This is a genomic window from Cyclobacterium xiamenense (assembly GCF_009467825.1).
In the GTDB taxonomy this organism is placed as follows: Bacteria; Bacteroidota; Bacteroidia; order Cytophagales; family Cyclobacteriaceae; genus Cyclobacterium; species Cyclobacterium xiamenense.
Window position 1 is genome coordinate 88,599 of record NZ_WIOK01000020.1, and the last position, 18,668, is coordinate 107,266.

The 18,668-nt window shown below is 53.8% G+C and carries 9 protein-coding genes; 4 read left to right on the forward strand and 5 right to left on the reverse strand.

Annotated elements, in window-relative coordinates; all coding sequences use genetic code 11:
- The first annotated feature begins 121 nt into the window (after positions 1 to 121).
- A complete protein-coding gene (locus GCU44_RS15550) occupies positions 122 to 1,384 on the forward strand; it encodes a glucuronyl esterase domain-containing protein (RefSeq protein WP_154857445.1) in 1,263 nt (420 codons plus the stop codon).
- Here GCU44_RS15550 and GCU44_RS15555 read toward each other — a convergent pair.
- The 3 genes from GCU44_RS15555 to GCU44_RS15565 form a co-directional block, all read right to left on the reverse strand.
- Positions 1,381 to 2,412 carry a PorP/SprF family type IX secretion system membrane protein gene (locus GCU44_RS15555; protein ID WP_154857447.1) on the reverse strand — a complete coding sequence of 344 codons (1,032 nt, stop codon included), beginning with the start codon at positions 2,410 to 2,412 and terminating at the stop codon, positions 1,381 to 1,383. The genes GCU44_RS15550 and GCU44_RS15555 overlap by 4 nt on opposite strands.
- Entirely contained in the window at positions 2,409 to 8,894 is a 6,486-nt protein-coding gene (locus GCU44_RS15560) for a PKD domain-containing protein (protein ID WP_154857449.1), read from the reverse strand. The genes GCU44_RS15555 and GCU44_RS15560 overlap by 4 nt, the downstream gene beginning before the upstream one ends.
- 127 nt (positions 8,895 to 9,021) lie before the next feature.
- Positions 9,022 to 12,096, reverse strand: a complete 3,075-nt coding sequence (locus tag GCU44_RS15565; protein WP_154857451.1) for a PVC-type heme-binding CxxCH protein — start codon at positions 12,094 to 12,096, stop codon at positions 9,022 to 9,024.
- Between the two features lie 165 nt (positions 12,097 to 12,261).
- On the opposite strand from GCU44_RS15565, the gene GCU44_RS15570 reads away from it, so the two are divergent.
- Genes GCU44_RS15570 through GCU44_RS15580 form a run of 3 tightly spaced genes read left to right on the forward strand, consistent with a single transcriptional unit; the run spans position 12,262 to position 16,327 of the window.
- Positions 12,262 to 14,106, forward strand: coding sequence for a glycoside hydrolase family 2 protein (locus tag GCU44_RS15570; protein WP_154857453.1), 1,845 nt, complete (start codon positions 12,262 to 12,264; stop codon positions 14,104 to 14,106).
- Positions 14,103 to 15,269, forward strand: a complete 1,167-nt coding sequence (locus GCU44_RS15575) for an aldose epimerase family protein (RefSeq protein ID WP_154857455.1) — start codon at positions 14,103 to 14,105, stop codon at positions 15,267 to 15,269. The genes GCU44_RS15570 and GCU44_RS15575 overlap by 4 nt, the downstream gene beginning before the upstream one ends.
- A gap of 2 nt (positions 15,270 to 15,271) precedes the next feature.
- On the forward strand, positions 15,272 to 16,327 hold the full coding sequence (locus GCU44_RS15580) for an SMP-30/gluconolactonase/LRE family protein (protein WP_154857457.1): 1,056 nt from the start codon (positions 15,272 to 15,274) through the stop codon (positions 16,325 to 16,327).
- A 706-nt stretch (positions 16,328 to 17,033) separates the two neighbouring features.
- Here the strand turns inward: GCU44_RS15580 and GCU44_RS15585 are convergent.
- Both GCU44_RS15585 and GCU44_RS15590 read right to left on the reverse strand, forming a co-directional pair.
- Entirely contained in the window at positions 17,034 to 18,176 is a 1,143-nt protein-coding gene (locus GCU44_RS15585; RefSeq protein ID WP_154857459.1) for a geranylgeranyl reductase family protein, read from the reverse strand.
- 120 nt (positions 18,177 to 18,296) lie between these two features.
- Positions 18,297 to 18,653 (reverse strand): hypothetical protein, encoded by a 357-nt coding sequence (locus tag GCU44_RS15590; RefSeq protein WP_154857461.1) that lies wholly within the window; start codon positions 18,651 to 18,653, stop codon positions 18,297 to 18,299.
- Between the last annotated feature and the right edge of the window lie 15 nt (positions 18,654 to 18,668).

Consider the following 18,668-nt stretch of genomic DNA (forward strand, 5'->3'; position numbering starts at 1 on the left):
CTACCCAACATAGCGACACTTGTTCCAGAGGCGGATTTTGTCCTATCCACCTGAATTGTGGAAAGCAATCGGTTCTACATTGCGTTTTTTTGCCTAACTTTTGTGTCAAATAACCACCGCCATGAAAAATTTCTTGTTACTTCTGGTACTTGGTACCCTTAGTTTCGGTAGCCCCAGTCCGGCTCAGCAAGTTGAACCCAACTACGAAGAGTCCGGGGTACCGGATTATTCGCTACCCGACCCGCTACGGTTTGAAGCGGGTGGTCAGGTAAACCATGTGGAGGACTGGTTGGAACGTCGAAAGGAGCTGGTTACGCTATTTGAAAAGCATGTGTACGGAAAATCCCCGGACTGGGATGGGGAGCTGCATGCCGAAACCTTGTTTGAAAATCCGAATTTCCTGGCGGGAAAAGCCAGCAGAAAGGGCGTCAGGCTGCACCTGAAACGAAATGGGAGAGAAGTGTTTTTCGATCTTTTGCTGTTTTACCCGAACACGGGCCAGCCGGTTCCGGCTTTTCTCGGGTTGAATTTTTATGGGAACCACACCCTCGCTGGCGATGCCCAGGTTCCTGTGACCGAGGCCTGGATTCGAAACAACGAGGCCATGGGCAGTAGCGGTAACCGGGCTTCTGAGGTCGGCAGGGGAAAACGGATTCCCAATTGGCCCTACGAAGCGATCATTTCCAGGGGATACGGCTTGGTCAGCCTGTACTACGGCGAAGTAGATCCGGATTTTGACGATGGCTTTCGGAATGGGGTACATGCTCTGTATCCGGAAGAACGTAGAAATGAGGCATCCTGGGGCAGTATTGCAGGCTGGGCATGGGGCCTTTCCCGGGTGATGGATTTCCTCGAAAGCGAATCCTGGGTACAGCCGGAAAAAGTAGCGGTGTTGGGCCACAGTCGTTTGGGAAAAGCGGCGTTGTGGGCTGGTGCCGTGGACACCCGTTTTGCCCTGGTCATTTCCAACAATTCCGGCTGCGGGGGAGCGGCACTTTCCCGGAGGAAATACGGAGAAACGGTAGCCAGGATCAACCGTTCGTTTCCCCATTGGTTTGCCGCAAATTTTAACCAATACAACGAAAACGAAGCCGCTTTACCGATCGATCAGCACCAGCTGCTGGCCCTTATGGCACCACGTCCGGTTTACGTCGCCAGCGGCGTGGAAGATCGCTGGGCGGATCCCAGGGGAGAGTTTTTGTCTTGTGTAGCGGCAAGTCCCGTATATGCGTTGTTTGGTCTGCAGGGGATGCCCGTCACCGCACAGCCGCCGGTGGACGAGCCGGAAATGGGGCATATTGGCTACCATGTCCGTTCCGGAGGCCATGGTTTATTGCCGTACGACTGGGAGCAATACCTGGACTTTGCTGACCTTCATTTTTAATACCTCCAGTTGGCGTTACCGGGAGGGCAGGGGAGGATGGTCTGGATGAGGCGTTTCTTTCTCAAATCGGTAAAATAAATCGATACCTCGTGCGACACGTGCGCTGGCGTGCTAAATCGGTTCAGCATATAATCGTAGCTGTACGCCATGGTAATCCCGTCCAAAAGGCTAAATCCCAAGACGGCGTTGATGGAGTTTTGGTCGGGCAGGTCGTTAAATCGGGTGACGTTTCGAAAACCAAGACCACCGATGAAGTTTTCTACCTGTAGTTGGGGGATGACCTCGATTTGTTGAAAGGTACCCTGTCGCTTGTAGTTAAAGGAGACAGAAAAAACATTGCGAATCCGGTTAGTTTTGAACATGCGGTTGTCGAGGTCTTTGACGTACCCGCCATGAAACCCCCATTTTATGGGCAGGTTGTTGCCAACGCCATCGTCCAAAAAGCCCACATTGGGTTGCGTCAGATGGGCACTGCTGACTCCCAACCAAAAGTCCCGTCCCTGCAGCAGCGCGCCAAAGGAGATATCCGGGTACCAGTTGCTGTCTTCGCCGGGAAGCCGGTCGATGCTGCTTGGATTGATGCTTCGGGTAAGTAGGTTGATCTGGTCGCCAAAAACCAATTCCTGTAAGGTAAGGCTGCGGTTGACCACCCCAAACTGCCCGCCAAAACGGAGAAAGGTAGATTCATCCAGGTTGAGCCGGTAGGAGATATAGCCCGCAAGGTCTGCCGAGCGGATTTTTAAAAAGGATTCGGTAAACTGGGAGGCAGAAAGGCCCACACCCAGCCTGGAATCTGTCAGGTAGGTGTCGTAGTAGAAACCGGCGGCATTGAAATCGTAGCCGAAACCCGGCCACTGCTTGCGGTAGTTGATCCCGATGCGTGTCGTTTCCATCGCTCCGGCAAATGCAGGGCTGAGGTTTAGCGGCGCCGCATAAAACTGCGTAAAATGAAAATCCTGCGCCCGGATTTCTGCCAAATTCATCAATAAGTAGGCCCAGATAAGGGCGACGATCCGTAAATACCTCATTCCAAAAGCATCAATGCACCGGTATCAGAAAAGTTCCTGCCATCGGTAGTCGTAAAATCAATTTTGTACACGTAATTACCCGGGATGGCTTGTTGCCCCCGGTAACTGCCATCCCATCCCTGGGAATCCAGGTCTTCGGTATGGAATAAAATCTCTCCCCATTTGTTCATGACGGTGAAAGAAAGCGTTTCGATGTAGAGAAATTTCGGGAAGAAGTGGTCGTTGATACCGTCCCCGTTTGGACTAAATACGTTTGGTACTTTCAGGAAATAATCCAGGATTTCGATTTGAAAACTGCTGTTCGTAGCACAGCCCCAGTCATCATAAGCCGTCAGCTCCACAGTGTAGGTTCCGGCTTCCTGATAGCGGTGGGCTGGCGCCGCTTCCAGGCTGTTGTTGCCGTCCCCAAAATCCCAATAATAGGAGCGGATATTGCCGCTGCTGTTGTTGATAAATTGCACCTCGTAGTTGACCAGGTTTTCTCCGTAGACCGGGAAGGAGGCGGAGGCAAAATCGCCTTCCACCAGTACCTGACTGTTGTCCACCACAAAACTTCTGGATTGCCAGCATCCGAAGCCGTCGGTCACCGTTACCGAATAGGTTCCGGGTTCGCTGGTGACCATGCGGTACCCATCTTCAGAAACGTTTCCACTGCTCCATTCGATGGTATAGGGCGCTACGCCTCCATCCACGTTGATGTCAAAAGTCTCCGTAATCTCCCTGGGTTCGCAACTTGAAGTGGTGGTGGACACCATGTCGATACGGATGGGAGAAGGCCGGTTTACCTGGAACGTCTGACTGACAAAGCATCCGGATTGATCGGTGATCTCCACGGAATAGCTCCCGTTGGTCAGATTTGCTATCCCGGCGGTAGTGGCTCCATTGCTCCAGTTGTAAGCATAGGGTGGCGTTCCTCCCGATACCACCAGGTCAATGGACCCGCTTTGCCCGTCTTCACAGGAAAGCGCATCCTGAATTTGCTCTACCACCACCAAGAGGTCAGGCTCCACCAAATTGAAGGTTCGTTCCAGCGTACAGCCCTTTGCATCTTCGAGCAGCACCCGGTATTCGCCCGGACCCAGGTTGAACAGGGACGACTGCTCGGGTCCGTGATCCCAAATGGCCCGAACCGGTGCCTCCCCACCCTCCAGGTTGAGGAGAATGCTTCCATCCGCCGCCCCGTGACAGGAGATGGGGACCACCTCCGGATCGATCGCAAATACCGGAAGATCTTCAATGACGGTTTCCCGCACCTGCGTACAGCCATTTGCATCGGTGACCGTCACCTGGTAAAAGCCCGGTCCGATGCCGGTAAATTCCCGTAAGGTGGAACCGATGTTCCAACTTACCTGATAGGGTTCCACACCGCCCTGAATGTCCACGGACAGGTTGGCGTCGTTGGCATTGTAGCAGGAAATGGGCGTTTGATTGAGTGTCACCTCAAGGGCTGCCCCCGGCTGCACCACCTCAATTTCCCCGATTCCGGCACTACAACCGTTGGCATCCACCACGGTCAATGCATAGTTTCCGGACGGTATGTCGGTCAGGTTTTGGCTGTTCGTATCGATGAGCTGCCCATCCCTTTTCCACTCAAAGCGGTAGGAATCGGGGATACCCCCAGACACAGCGATCGCAATGGATCCGGTGGACTCGCCAAAACAAAGTACGTCCACCTTTTCGTCCAGGGATACCTGAAGCGGATCGGGTTGAACCAGCTCAAATTCGCGCAGCACTTCGCAATCGTTTTCATCGATGACCCGTGCCTGATAGGTGCCGGGAGAAAGTCCGGAAATAGCCGCAGCATCCGATAGAAAACCATCAGGACCCGTCCAGCTGTAGCGGTAGTTGCCCGTTCCCCCTGCCGCGGTCAGGCTGATAGATCCATTGTCTACCCCGTGGCATTGAATGGCAAAGCCGTTGAAATCGGATACCTCCGCATCCACCGTCACCGGTTCAGGCGACTGGATTTCCAGCAGATCGGATTGCTGCGTACACCCGTTCTCATCCCGAAGGCTCACCTGATAGGTACCGGGAGCGAGGTTTTCGACAAACGGTTCCGAGGAAATAAACCCATCCGGTCCGGTCCAGTCAAACGTATAGGTACCCGATCCACCGGAAACGTTGACCCGAATGAAGCCGTCTGTGGCGCCAAAGCAGCTGACACCGAATCCGTAGTAATCCGAGAGCTCAATGGAGTCGATCCGTACGCCTGCCTCGGGCTGGGTGATTACCAGCTCGGTCATGTCTTGTTGGCAACCGTTGCCGTCCGTTACTTCTGCGCGGTAGGTGCCGGCAGGAAGGTTTTCCACGATCCAACTCGTCTCTGCGCTGTCGTCCAACTCACGGACAATGGTACCCCCGGCATCCAGTAGCCGGTACCGGTACGGAGGAAGGGAGGATTGGCTTAGGCTGATTCCCAGCCTGCCCGTTTCCTGTCCAAAGCAGGCTATGTCTACTTTCTCCTCGGTCAACTCGATGATTTCCAGCCCCTGTGGTGCCAGCAGGTTGTAGCTGCTGCTAATCTGACAGCCGTTTTGGTCGGTGATGATTACGTCGTACAGGCCGGCCTCCAGGTTTTCCAGTCCGGCAGTCCCGGCACTGAAGCCATTGGGCCCGGTCCAGTTGATGGAAAGCGGGGCCACTCCTCCGGAAAGGGATAGTTCGATAAAGCCGTTGTTCCCCCCATCACACTGAATGGCAAATCCGTTGTAATCGGAAACGTTATCTCCAAGTGTTAGGGGTTCGGGACTGGTCAACTCAGCGGTTTCTGAAAGGATGCAGCCGTTTTCATCCGTGACGGTCAGTACATAGCTGCCGGGCTCCAGGTCGGTGAGTGAAGCCTGTTCGGAGGTAAAGCCATTGGGGCCTTCCCAGGAAAAGGTGTAGGTCCCGGAACCTCCGCTCACGGTTGCCTCGATAAATCCGTCTCCGGCACCAAAACAACTGATGCCAAAGCCATTGTAATCGGAAGTCTCGATGGATTCGATTTGCACCCCTTGCGCTGGTTGGCTGACCTCCAGGTCTGCAAGCTCCTGTGTACAGCCGTTTGCATCCGTTACCTGCACCCGGTAGTTGCCGGCGGGAAGGTTTGATACGATCCAGCTGGTATCCGCAAGGGAGGGTGCTTCCCGTACGAGCCTGCCCTCGGAATCCTCCAGCCGGAAAGCGTAAGGAGCCGACGATCCACGCGTTAGGGTAACCCCCAGGCTTCCTGTTTGCTGCCCAAAACAGGCCACATCTACCTTTTCATCGGTCAATTCAATCAGTTCCAGGCTCTCAGGTTCCAGCAAATTGTAACTATTGCTGATCTCACAGCCGTTTTGGTCGGTGACGATGAGTTCGTAGAGGCCTGCGCTCAGGTTTTCCAGGGAAGGAGCATCCGAAACAAACCCTTCCGGACCGGTCCAGGCAACGGTAAGCGGTGCCGCGCCCCCGGAAAGGCTCAGGTTGATGAATCCCTGATCGCCACCATTGCATTGGATAGCAAAGCCATTGAAATCAGAAACTTCCGCCGATAGCTCCAGGGGCTCGGGTTCCGTTACCTCAAAGGTTTCGGCAAGCGTACAGCCTGTATTGTCGGTAACCAGTAACTCGTAGGTTCCGGGATCCAGATTGGCGATGGAACTGCTCTCAGAGGTAAAGCCGTTTGGACCGGTCCAGGCGTAGCTCACATCGCCCAGGCCACCGATGGCCTCCAGGGAGATAAAGCCATCTCCTGCCCCCTGGCAGGAGATACCGAATCCAGCGTAGTCAGAGACACTCACGTTTTCCAGCGCCAATCCGCTTTCTGGCTGAATAATGGGGATGTCTTCGACTGTATCCGTACAGCCGTTGCCATCGGTGACGCGTACCCAGTAGTTGCCTGCCTCCAGGTTGGCAAATTCATACAATTCTTCGGTAAATTCGCTAATGGTCCGCAGCGGGTCGGCTTCCCCCATCAGACCAAGGTCCAGCTGAAAAGAAGGTAGGGAAAGGGTCAATGATACAGTCAAGGCGCCCGTATCTTCACCAAAACAAGTAATGTTCACCCGCTCTTCGGGTAATTCGTTGATGACCAGTTGCGTCGGTTGTTCGATCAAATAATTGGCTGCTGCAGTACAGCCGTTTTCATCCGTAACGGTAAGTTCGTAGTTCCCCGGCTCCAGATTGCTTAGCTCGGGCTGATCCGATGTGAATCCATCCGGACCGGTCCAACTGTAGGTATAGGTACCGGTGCCCCCTTCGGGCAGGGAGCTAATCCGCCCATCGGCGGCACCGAAGCAGCTGATTTGGAAACCGTTGTACTGCGGAATATCCGCGCCTACCGTCAATGGCGGAGGCGCGCTCATTTCAACCGAACCCAGGGTAGCCGTACAGCCGTTTTCGTCGGTGACCACAAATTGGTACTGGCCCGGTGAAAGATCAAAGATATCCTTTTCGGTGGATTCAAAGCCATCCGGTCCGGTCCAGAGGAAATCCAATTCCCCCTCACCTCCTGTAATGGTCAATTCGATGCTCCCGTCGGTGGCACCGGCACAAGAAAGCTGAAATCCATTGTAATCCGAGATTACCGGCTCCTCAATGAGCAGACCGGTGGCCGGCTGTTCGATTTGAATGCCATCCAGATCGAAGGTACAACCAAAAGAGTCGGTGATGCGCACGCGGTATTCTCCCGCCGGGAGATTGTTGAAAAATACCGGGGCAAAGCCCAGCGATACGATGGGCGCGCCGATCGGGTTTGTATCCCCATCCCGGAAAGCCTCGAAAAAGTAGGGAGGCGTGGTGGGCCCGTCCACTTCTACCACAATGGTTCCGGTCGCTTCACCGAAACACAGCACATCTTCCCGCAAATCCGTGCGCTCCGTCATGGAAAGGGGCGGAGGCTCCGCGATCGAAAAGTTTTCGGCAAGGAAACAACCGTTTGCATCGGTAAGCAAAACGGCATAATCTCCGGCAGGCAATCCCTGGCGTAGGAACGGACCGTCTCCGGCTTGCTCCACCAACTCCGTCAATCCAGTCGGGTCCGGAAGTTCCAGGTCGGTAAAATTGCCCCGATACCAATCGACGGTGTACGGATTCGTTCCTCCGGAGGGCGAGATACTCAGCAAGCCGTCTCCCGCACCGTTGCAGGATATGTCGGTGGAGTTGGCATTGAGGTCCAACGGATCCGGACCATCCAATACAAAAATAGGGGTAGTAATCGTACAGACCAGGGGCTCGGCATCGGGAATCTCAAACCGCCGCACGCTTTCGGTTATCTCGGCGTAATACCCCCCGGCAGCCAGGCCCGTAAGGCTGCTGTTCATGCCCGTCACGGTACCACCCTCCACCACCAATTCATTGGCTCCAACACCCAGTTCGGTCCCGCCAGCGGTAAACCATTCAATAGCATATTCCCGGGCAGCGTTGATGGGACTACCCGCAAAGGGCTGTGACCAGCCCCCGCTGATATACAAATCAATTTGCCCGTCGGACGCTCCAAAGCAGGTAGGATCGGTTAGTGTTTCCACTGCCTGAATGGGTTCGGGCAATACGATTTCAAAGGGTTCCGATCCCATGCATCCGAAGCGATCGGTTACCTCAAGGGTGTAATTACCTGCCGCCAGATTATCTGTACTCACGACGATGTAATCCTCGGTAAGGCTGACGATGTCGAATAGTTCGGTTACCAGATTTCCCTCGTCGTCGAAAATACCAAAAAAGCCAAGCGGCACTTCGGCATTGTATATGATGTATTCGACCACCCCTCCGGGATCGCCGGCACACAAGGGACCGGCTACGTTCAGGTCAAAATCCAGGGAATAGGCTTCCCCAATGGGTCCGGCATCCCGCTGGAAGGTTCTTCCCTGGTTGTCTTCCACCTGGATGATGTAGGCACTGTTTCGATCCAGTGGCAGACCCGTCCCGCCAAAGGTAGCGGACGCACTGCTCTGACCGGGAAAGTTGCTGTTGAAGGTGATGACGTCGATGACCTCCTCGTCCTGAGTCAACAAGGTAAAGGTAAAGGGAAAGGATTCGGAGGCCACACCCGGATCAGGTCTGTAGGCCCTCACGGTTAGGGAGATGGTACCCAAACAAGTATTTTCGCTGTAGTTGGTTTGGGTCATCGGGGGAACCACCAACACGGTTAGTCCGTAGGTTGCATCATCGGCACCGTCGCTTACCCGAACATTGACCGTGACTTCCTCCCCGGCTGCTGCCCAGTTTTCGTCGTATTCGATGGTTCGGGTAATGGCGTTTCCCGAACGGAGGTAACCCGTCCCATCCTCAACCTGCAGGGTAAGGTTCGAAGGGTCGCCATCGTAATCGATGGAAAGCATGTCCAGGGTAATCTCTAGCGTTTCGTCATAAAATATGCGTACATCCTGCTGTCCGGTAATGGAGATCGGTGCAAAACTATCCCAGACAGTTCCGCTTGTCTGCAAAGCTGTAATCCCGAGCACCAGCCCCGTCAGCCAGCCTACACTTCCCGTTATTTTCAGGCGAAAAATCAACCTCCTCAAAAAATCCCGCACGATAAAAAACAATTTTAATTATCAGAAATACAAATTTGTGAGTATAATCTATCCCAAAACCAAAATTAGTGAATTGTACCAGAAATTTTCTTAATTCGGTTGATTATTTATGGAATTATTTCAGAATATAGGCAAATAAGTCCCTGACCTGCTGTTCGTTCAATGGCTCCAGCAAGCGTTCCGGCATGGTAGAATGTTCCAGGATGTGCATTTCCCGGATTTCCTGGTCCGGTATGGATTCTCCTTTTCCGCCCAGAGGGGGACGGATGTATTTCGTTCCGCCTTCGTCTTTTTCCAATTTCCCCCAGATTTTTCGTCCGTCACGAGTTTCGATTTCGATGGTTTCGTAGCCCTCCCGTATCCCCGCATTTGGATCCACCGTATGTAAGAGCCAGTAGTCCAAATCGGTACGATCGTATCCGGTCAATTCCGGTCCAATACTTCCCCCACCGCTATCCAGCCGATGGCAACTTCCGCAGGTTTGCACAAATAGCTGCTTTCCCGCCACGGCGTCTCCCTTACCGGAACGGATTTGTTGTTTGTAGGCTGCCATGGAGCGGGTTTTCTCTTCTGCCGTGAGTAGCTTGCTTTCCGGCCAGATTTCTTCGGTCAATTGCCGGACGGATTCGTCCTCCAGGAGGTAAAACTGACGCGCCTGAGAATAGGAGACGTCTTCCTTGTGAACGACCTTATTTTCACGGATTTCCGCAAAAAAAGCGGTTGCCCATTCCGGTCGGCTACCAAACAGGCGGATCGCCTCTTCGCGTACGTAGCTATCGGCCCGAATGCCGGGGTAAATGGCTGCCATCTGTTTACCGATTTCCGGGTCGTCAAATTTTTTCACGGCATGAATGGCCTCTTGCTTCAGGGATCCCGGGCTCGCACCGGACTGAATCAGGGTAAGCAGGGCCGGCAGCGCCGATTTGGGACGAAGTTCTCCCAGCAAATGTACCAGGTTGAGTCGGACGTTTAGGGGCTGTTCGGCCTCACTTAGCAGCTCGATGGCCTTATCCAGGTTGGAAAAATCGCCGGATCTCAGGGCCAGTTCGAAGCCCTTGGTGTCGGGTTCCTTTTCGGATACCAGGTCAATCAGTGTGCGAGGAATATTGACCAGGTCCCTTCCTACCAGGCCTTCGTAAAAGCCGGCGACCAACACCTGATCGTAGCTTTTGTCTGGAGAACGCTTCAGAAATTCGGTGGCGGCTTCGTGTTCCCCGGCCATTACCAGGCGTTGCATCATTCGTCCGGCCAGGTGTCCTTTGCTTAGGGGACTTTCCCAGATGCGGCTGTCTTTCCAGAAAGCCATGACCGCGTTCAGATTTTGTTCTACCTGGGCTTCCATGGCCCACCAAATCAGCAGGGGAATATCCGGATCATCGGGGTCGGGGTTGGCGTGTAGCAGGGCTTTTAAAAGGGGGAGCGCCTGCGCTCCGGGAAGCCGTTTTGCGGTGGATGCAATCTGGCTGCTTACTTCCGCCACGGATTCTATTTCGGCCTGCTCGACCATTACCTCCCATACCCGGTTTCCCACCGACTCCTGATCCCCTACCAGCCGGTAGGTCCAACTGCGTATTGCTGGATCGGGATGCCGCAAGGCGTTTACTACAAAAGAATCGTCAAAGCCGTTGGATAAATGAATCGCCCAAAGGGCTTCCAGGGCATGTTGGTGGTTTTCAGATGCAAACAACCGATGCAAGGCCGGCAGGGCGGCCGGGTCTTTGCGGTCCGCAAATTGCCGCAAGGCTTGCTGCCGAAACCATTTGTTGGGGTGCTGCAGCCATTCAGTGAGTTCTCGTAGATCTGCTTTGGCCAGGTCAAAGGGCTCGTTTTTTGGTAGTCCACTGCCAGGCACGATCCGGTAGATGCGTCCGCTGCTTTTGTGCCAGGTATCCCGTGGATCCACGTGGGAAAGCCGGCTATCGTACCAATCGGCCAGGTATACGGCCCCATCCGGACCGGTTTTGATATCGACGGGCCGAAACCACTTGTCTTCTGTCTCCACCAATTTGCCTGCATCCCGTGTGGCGAAGGAGGAGCCGTTTGGCGCAAGTTCGGTCAATTGAATGTAATTGTGTAGGGGGTTTAGTGCCATGATCTTGCCCCGGTAGGCCGGGGGTAACAGGGCTGCCTCGTAACGCATCACGGCATGGGTAAACCGCTTGTTTTCCCCATCCAGGGGCATGTTGGGCAAATGCCCGAAGGCATAGGGATTCGTCAGGGGCCCGTGTTTGCCCCAGCTCTTCACGTAATACCCGCCTTGCTTGTAATAGGGGCCCCGACCGTAGCCATTCGAGCCGGAAAAAATTCGTCCTTTCCGGTCAAACTCCAGGTAAAAGGGGTTGTTTCCGCCTCCTTCGGCAAAAAGCTCAAATCGCTTGCTGTCCGGCTGGTACCGCCAGATTGCCTGCCCTTGAAACGCCAGGTCGGTTCCGTTTTCGTAGGTGATGTTGGCGGTGGTGGTGCTGCCCTGAACGCCGTACAACCAGCCGTCCGGGCCCCATTGCAGGCTGTTGGCAATGGAATGGGTGTCTTCCAGCCCGAATCCCTCCAGGTGGATTTCCGGCGCTGCATCGGGTTTCCCGTCTCCATCCGGATCGGGATAGGCCAACAGGTAGGGAGGATTCAGCACCCAAATCCGGTCCCGGCCCAGGGCAACCGAGCTGGCGATGTTTAGTCCCTCAATGGCATTGAAGGCATGGGTATACCTGCCGTCGCCGTTTTTGTCTTCAAACACGGCGACCACATCCGCTCCCCGCGCGCCGGCCGGAGGCGCTTCCGGCACCCGATCAAATTTTACCCGCGTATGGTTGTCGATGGAGGTGATTTTCAATCCTTCCGGGTAGGGGTATTGCTGGTATTGCACCACCCAAAGTCGACCCTGTGGATCAAAGCTCAGGTGAAGCGGCTGCACCACATCCGGTTCGCTCAGCACCAGTTCGATACGCAAATCTTCCGGTAATTGGAAGGCCTCTAGGGATGTTTCCGGAGCCAGGGGCTGGGAATTTGGATCGGTCAGGTCCCCTCTGCCCTCAAAGTTTTCCATGTACTGAGCCACATCCGGCGAAGCAGCCAGCGGATGTTCGAAGGTTTTTTCCTTTTGCGTACAGGCTCCGAGCAGAAAAATAACCAGCCCGGCAAGGAATGGAAATCCAATACGGGGGAATGCGGTAGGAGTGGAACGGATAATCATTTGAAGTTTAGGTAGATGAACGGACGGTGTGTTACAAGCACCGCTTTAAATTATGGATTTTTACCTTAGATTCGGTGTCATTATCCATATTTTTTAATATTTTCGCCTTATTCCAAATAGAATTTCGAAACTTTCAACAGTACCACCCTAAATTTAACCGATCCAATGAAGTTACTTTTCTCCGTACCATTGCTTGTCGTCGCCCTCGTTGCGTCAACGTTTGCACAGCAGGCCTCCTGGCGTCCGGTGGATACCAAAATCCTGAGCCCCTGGGCGGCGGAAATTGATCCGGCCAACCCACACCCCGAATACCCCCGTCCCCAAATGACGCGGGAGGACTGGGTCAACCTAAACGGCTTGTGGAACTATGCCCTGGCACCCAAAGGGGCAGGCATGCCCGAGGCCTATGCGGGCGAAATTCTGGTACCCTTCGCCATCGAATCTGCCCTTTCCGGGGTGGGAAAAACCGTGGGCAAAGACCAGGAACTTTGGTATTTTCGGGAGATCGAAATCGATCGTTCGCTTAGAAGGGAGAAATTACTACTCCACTTTGGAGCGGTGGACTGGGAAGCCGAGGTCTTTGTAAACGGACAATCCGTAGGGACGCATCAGGGCGGATACGATCCCTTTTATTTTGACATCAGCGAGGCCCTGCAATCCGGGAAAACACAATCTCTGGCCATTCGGGTATGGGACCCGACAGATGAGGGGCCGCATCCCCGCGGAAAACAAGTTAACGAGCCCCGCGGAATTTGGTATACCCCGGTGACCGGAATCTGGCAAACCGTTTGGCTGGAAGCCGTGCCGGAACACCACATTCGGTCCCTAAAAAATACGCCCGATTTCGACAATAAGCAGATTCGGGTGCAAGCCGATGTGGCAGGTGCTACAGCGGGACAGCGCCTGCGGATACGTTTGCTAGCCGATGGAACTCCGGTGGGGGAACAACTCGTGGCCAATCAGGAAGAAGCCGTTTTCACGCTGGAGGCTCCGCAGGTTTGGAGCCCGGAAAACCCCTTTTTGTACGATTTGGAAGTAGCCTTGATGGATGGAAAGAAAGTGGTGGATCAGGTCAACGGCTACACCGCCCTACGAAAAATCAGTACCGCCCGAGATGCCAATGGCATCCAACGCATGCTGCTCAACAATGAATTTGTGTTCCAATACGGTCCCCTCGATCAAGGATGGTGGCCCGACGGCTTGTATACGGCTCCCACAGAGGAAGCCTTGCTTTTCGACATTGAGAAAACCCTGGACATGGGATTTAACATGATCCGAAAGCACGTAAAAGTAGAGCCTGCCCGCTGGTACTACCACTGCGACCGTATGGGCGTGTTGGTCTGGCAGGACATGCCCAGTGGAGACATGGGCAATCGCTGGGAATCCAGGCCGGGTGTTATCGGCAAGGGTACGGAAAAAGACCGGACTCCGGAATCGGAGGCGATTTTCCGGAAAGAATGGAAAGCCATTATGGATGCCAATTACAACTTCCCATCCATAGTGGTCTGGGTACCGTTTAACGAGGCCTGGGGACAGTTCGATACGGACGAAATCGTGCAATGGACCGTGGACTACGATCCTAGCCGCCTGGTAAATGGAGCAAGTGGCGGAAACTACACGCTGAAAGGACAGATTATGGACATGCACAACTATCCCGACCCGGTAATGCCTGATCCGCAAATCTGGGGGGACCAACAGGTCATCGTCCTCGGAGAATATGGAGGGCTGGGGCTACCGGTGGACGGCCATACCTGGCAGGAAAAAGACAACTGGGGCTACCAGAGTTTTAAAAACGAGACCGAGCTGCAGGAGCGCTATAGCCGGCTAATCCAGGATCTAAAGCCGTTGATCCCCAAAGGTCTGTCGGCTGCCATTTACACCCAAACGACCGATGTGGAGGTGGAAGTCAACGGACTGATGACCTACGACCGGGAAGTGATTAAATTTGATCCCGCATTCCTGCGAAACAAACACCAGGAACTGTATACCATTAAAATCCCCATGAAATGAACGCATTACGTATACCCATCGTGGCCCTTCTTGGACTTGTTATTTCCTGCGGGCCAGCAGAAAAACAAGAAGCAGCAGAAGCACAAACGACAAAAACCTTATCGGCAATGGATCCAGCAAAATTTGAAAAAACAATTAACGGCAACCAAGTAAGACTGTACCGCCTGAGCAATGCCAACGGTATGGAAATGACCGTTACCAATTTTGGCGCCCGGGTAGTGGAGCTCTTCGCCCCGGACAAAGAAGGGAATTTTGCCGACGTGGTGCTGGGTTACGATAACCTGGACGACTACATCAATCATCCGACGTCTTATTACGGTGCCCCCATCGGCCGCTATGGCAACCGCATCGCCGACGCGCAGTTTACGTTGAATGGAGAAACCTACGAGCTGGAGGCCAATAACGGCCCCAACAACCTGCACGGTTGGCCCGGCGGGTACCACATTGCGGTATGGGAGGTACTGGAAGCCACCGATCAAAAACTGGCGATGAAATACGTTTCGCCTGACGGTGAGGCGGGATTCCCCGGAGAACTCACGGTTTTTATGAACTATTACCTCACGGACGACAACGAGTTTCGAATCACCTACGAGGCAACAACCGATCAGCCTACCGTGGTCAACCTGACCCATCATTCCTTTTTTAACCTGAACGGACATGGAGAAGGAGATGTCAAAAACCACATGCTGGAACTAAATGCCGATCGCTTCACGCCGGTAAACGAGGTGCTGATCCCATTGGGTGATTTGCGATCCGTGGAAGGAACGCCCATGGACTTTACCGAACCACACCGGATAGGTGAGCGGATAGACGATGCCTACGAGCAGCTACAAAAGGGTGGGGGCTACGATCACAACTGGGTGATCAACCGGGAAGAAGGTAGCTCCGAGACCATTTTGGCCGCCTCGGTATGGGTACCCGAAAACGGTCGAAAAATGGAGGTGTACACCGATCAGCCTGGTGTGCAGGTGTATACCGGCAATTTTATGGACGGCACCTCGGCGTCCAAGGGCGAAAAGACCTACGGCAAGCGGGGAGCCATTTGCCTGGAAACCCAGCATTTTCCGGATTCCCCGAATCAGCCGCAGTTTCCTTCGGTAACCTTGAACCCGGAGGAAACCTACACGCACGAGTGTATCTATAAATTTTCTGTGACCGACTAATCATGAAACCGGCAAATCAAATCAGCCTGACGGTGTTCGTCATGGTACTTCTGGCCGCCTGTTCGGGAAATTCGACCGACCGGGTAGCGGACAGCTCTTCAAGCGATTCGGCGAAGAAGGAAGCTACACTTCCCCTCCAACTTATCGCAGCGCAGGAGGCCCTATACGAGGTCATTGATCGGGAGGCCAAAGCCGAAATTCTTGGTAGCGGCTATGCCTGGACCGAAGGCCCCTTGTGGATTCCCTCCGAGGGTATGTTGCTTTTTTCGGAAATTCCGGCAAACCGGGTGCATGCCTGGAAGCAGGGAGCCGAAGCTCCGGAAGTATACCTGGATCCCGCGGGATTTACTGGAGAGGGTACCCGTGGGGGAGAACTGGGTTCCAACGGTTTGCTCCTGGATCCGGAGGGCAACCTGGTCCTGTGCCAGCACGGGGACCGACGGCTGGCCCGCATGACCGCTCCGATTGCCAATCCGGCAGCCGAATACGAAACCATTGTGGGTGAATTTAACAATCAGCGATTCAATAGTCCCAACGATGCCGTGTACGACGCTGCCGGGAATCTGTACTTTACCGACCCGCCCTATGGGCTGGAACACCGGATGGAGGATCCGGCAAAGGAAATTCCCTATCAAGGTGTTTACCGGTATTCGCAGGCGGGCGACTTGTCACTGCTCCTGGATAGCCTTACCCGTCCCAATGGCCTGGCCTTTTTTCCCGGTGAAAATCACCTATTGATCGCCAATTCGGATCCGGAAAAGCCCTATTGGTACCGGTATGCCGTGGCAGAAGACGGAAGTCTTTCGCAGGGAGAAATCTATCGCGATGCCAGCGACGTAGGCGCCGAGGAACCCGGGCTGCCGGATGGGTTAAAGATCAGAAGTGACGGCACCGTATTTGCGACTGGCCCCGGCGGTGTGTGGATTTTTGATCCGGAGGGACAGGAATTGGGAAGAATTGACGTCGGGCAGCGCTGCTCGAACGTGGCGTTGAATGAAACGGAGGACGTGCTTTTCGTTACGGCGGATAGTTATGTGCTGCGGATTGAGCTGAAATAGGGGGTGTAGTTGTAAACTACACCCAGCCGGGGATTTAGTAACATAAACATCAGTCAATCAATCGTTTATAAAGTAAATTTCCGAAAAGGTCACCCTCGCCCGCCAGGTCGCCGGAAATCCTTCGGGTGAGATTTTTAGGTACGGACGAGCCAGTGATATAACGGCCTGGTGTTGGGAAATCAAGCGGCAAGTGCAATGCCAGGAGCTACCTTCCCAATCGGCCCTTCGCAAACAACTCCCCCTTTTCAAAAAGAGGAGAGGAGTAGTAATTCCGTCCATTTCCAATTGCAAATTGGAAATGATATAAGGGTGTAGTTGCAAACTACAACCAGCCGGGGCCAGCGGGATTTCGTAACGTAAACCTACGTCAATCGCTCGTTTAAGAACTAAATTTCCGAAAAGGTCACCGTCACCCGCCAGGTCGCCGGAAATCCGTTCGGGTGAGATTTTTAGATACGCACGAACCAGTGATATAACGGCCTGGTGTTGGGAAATCAAGCGGCAAGTGCAATGCAAGGAGCTACCTTCCCAATCGGCCCTTCGCAAACAACTCCCCCTTTTCAAAAAGAGGAGAGGAGTAGTAATTCCGTCCATTGCCAATTGCAAATTGGAAATGATATAAGGGTGTAGTTGCAAACTACACCCAGCCGGGGGAAAATGAATACTGCTGAAGATGTAGAAAGGTTCTTCTTTTATCAACCGATTTTCAGCCAAACCGCAGCAACGGGATTCGATCAGCCAACTTCTGCTTCAAATTGTCCGGAAAGGGTTGGTTGCCCATAAACATATCCGTTAGGATTTCGCAGCCCCGCTGCCCGTATTTTTGCAGCAGCCAATTCCGCACCTGGGGCTGGGCATAGAAAACCCAGGCCATCAGGGAAGAGGTTTTAAGCTCGGGAAGCAAGCGTTCTTCCAGCAGGCGTTGATAGGTCTCGCCTGCCTGCCCGACAGATTCCCCGCTTGCTACCAGGGCCTGAGCGGCCAACTCCCCGGAATACAGGGCATTTGAAATGCCCTCGGCGGTTAGCGGATCCGCAAATCCTGCTGCGTCCCCCGCCAGGAATACCCGCCCCCGCGAAAAACCGGATTGCCTGGGGGCGATGGGTATCTGAAATCCGTGCGCCGATGCGGACCGTATTTCCCGAATTTCCAATTTTTCCAAATAGGCGGCGTAGTAGGCTTTTAGGTTGATCTTTTGCTTTTTCAAGCAGCCTACGCCGATGGACAAATGATTCTTTTTAGGAAAGCACCAGGCGTAGCCATACGGTACCGCGTCCACGTCAAAACGCGTGCGCCGGGACAAGCGCTCAAAATCCGCCGGATTTACCTCAACCTCGTATTCCAGGGCAGGAATCAGTTTTCGGCTATCTTCCCAGCCCGCCAGTTTTGCCGTGGGACTGAGCGCTCCGTCCGCAGCGATCAGGTAGCGGGTGCGAAACGCCCCACGAGAGGTCTGCAAGAGTAGTTCCTCGTCCTCCTCCTGCAATCCCTGCAGGGCGCACTGTTGCAACAGCTCCGCGCCTTTTTCCCGGGCCTTATCTACCAGCAGGGAATCGAAGGAGTCCCGCATGACCATGCTAATAATGGGCTGCTCCCGCCGGGTCAGAAAGTAATGATCCGATCCTTCAAAATAGACCTCAATTTCCCGGCATTCCTTTTCCACCGTCCCATCGAGGGCAAATGGCAGCCGGCTTCTTCCCCGAAAGACCAATCCCCCGCCGCAGGTCTTGTAGCGGGGAAGCTGCTCTTTTTCGATCAAAAGTACGCTTTTACCTCCAGCTGCTGCCGTATAAGCAGCCATGGCGCCTGCCGGTCCGGTGCCAATAACGGCGATGTCGTACGTTTTCATATGTTTATAATTGTCTCTAAGTTGCCACATGCCTGCCTTTCTGCAGACAGGGAATCTTCGCATGATTGATAATCATCCTACTGTGTGACGTTTTCGGCATGCGCGATTTCATGTAGGAATTCAAAGCTCATCCGGTTCCCTTTCGGGAATATCCGGACCGGTTAAAACTAGTTTTTCTTCCGAACGATTGGCAGCAAAATCTACCCGGATTTTTTCCGGATCGGATTCATGGATGTTCAGGCAGGCATTGTAATAGACTTTATGGAAACCCAACCAAATACTCCCCCTGAGCGCGGGTTTGGCGGCGGTAACTTCCAACAGCCGTACGTTTTCGGCAATCGCCCCTGCTGCCCGCGTGTAGTAGCTCAGAAAAATCCCAAACTCCGTTTTCTTTTCCGAAAGGAGGGTTTCAAAAACGGATGTCAAACTCCCTCGTTGTGCATTTTTGGGCCAGTCAAAAACCCAGGTTTCCCGCATGGTAACTAAAAATTG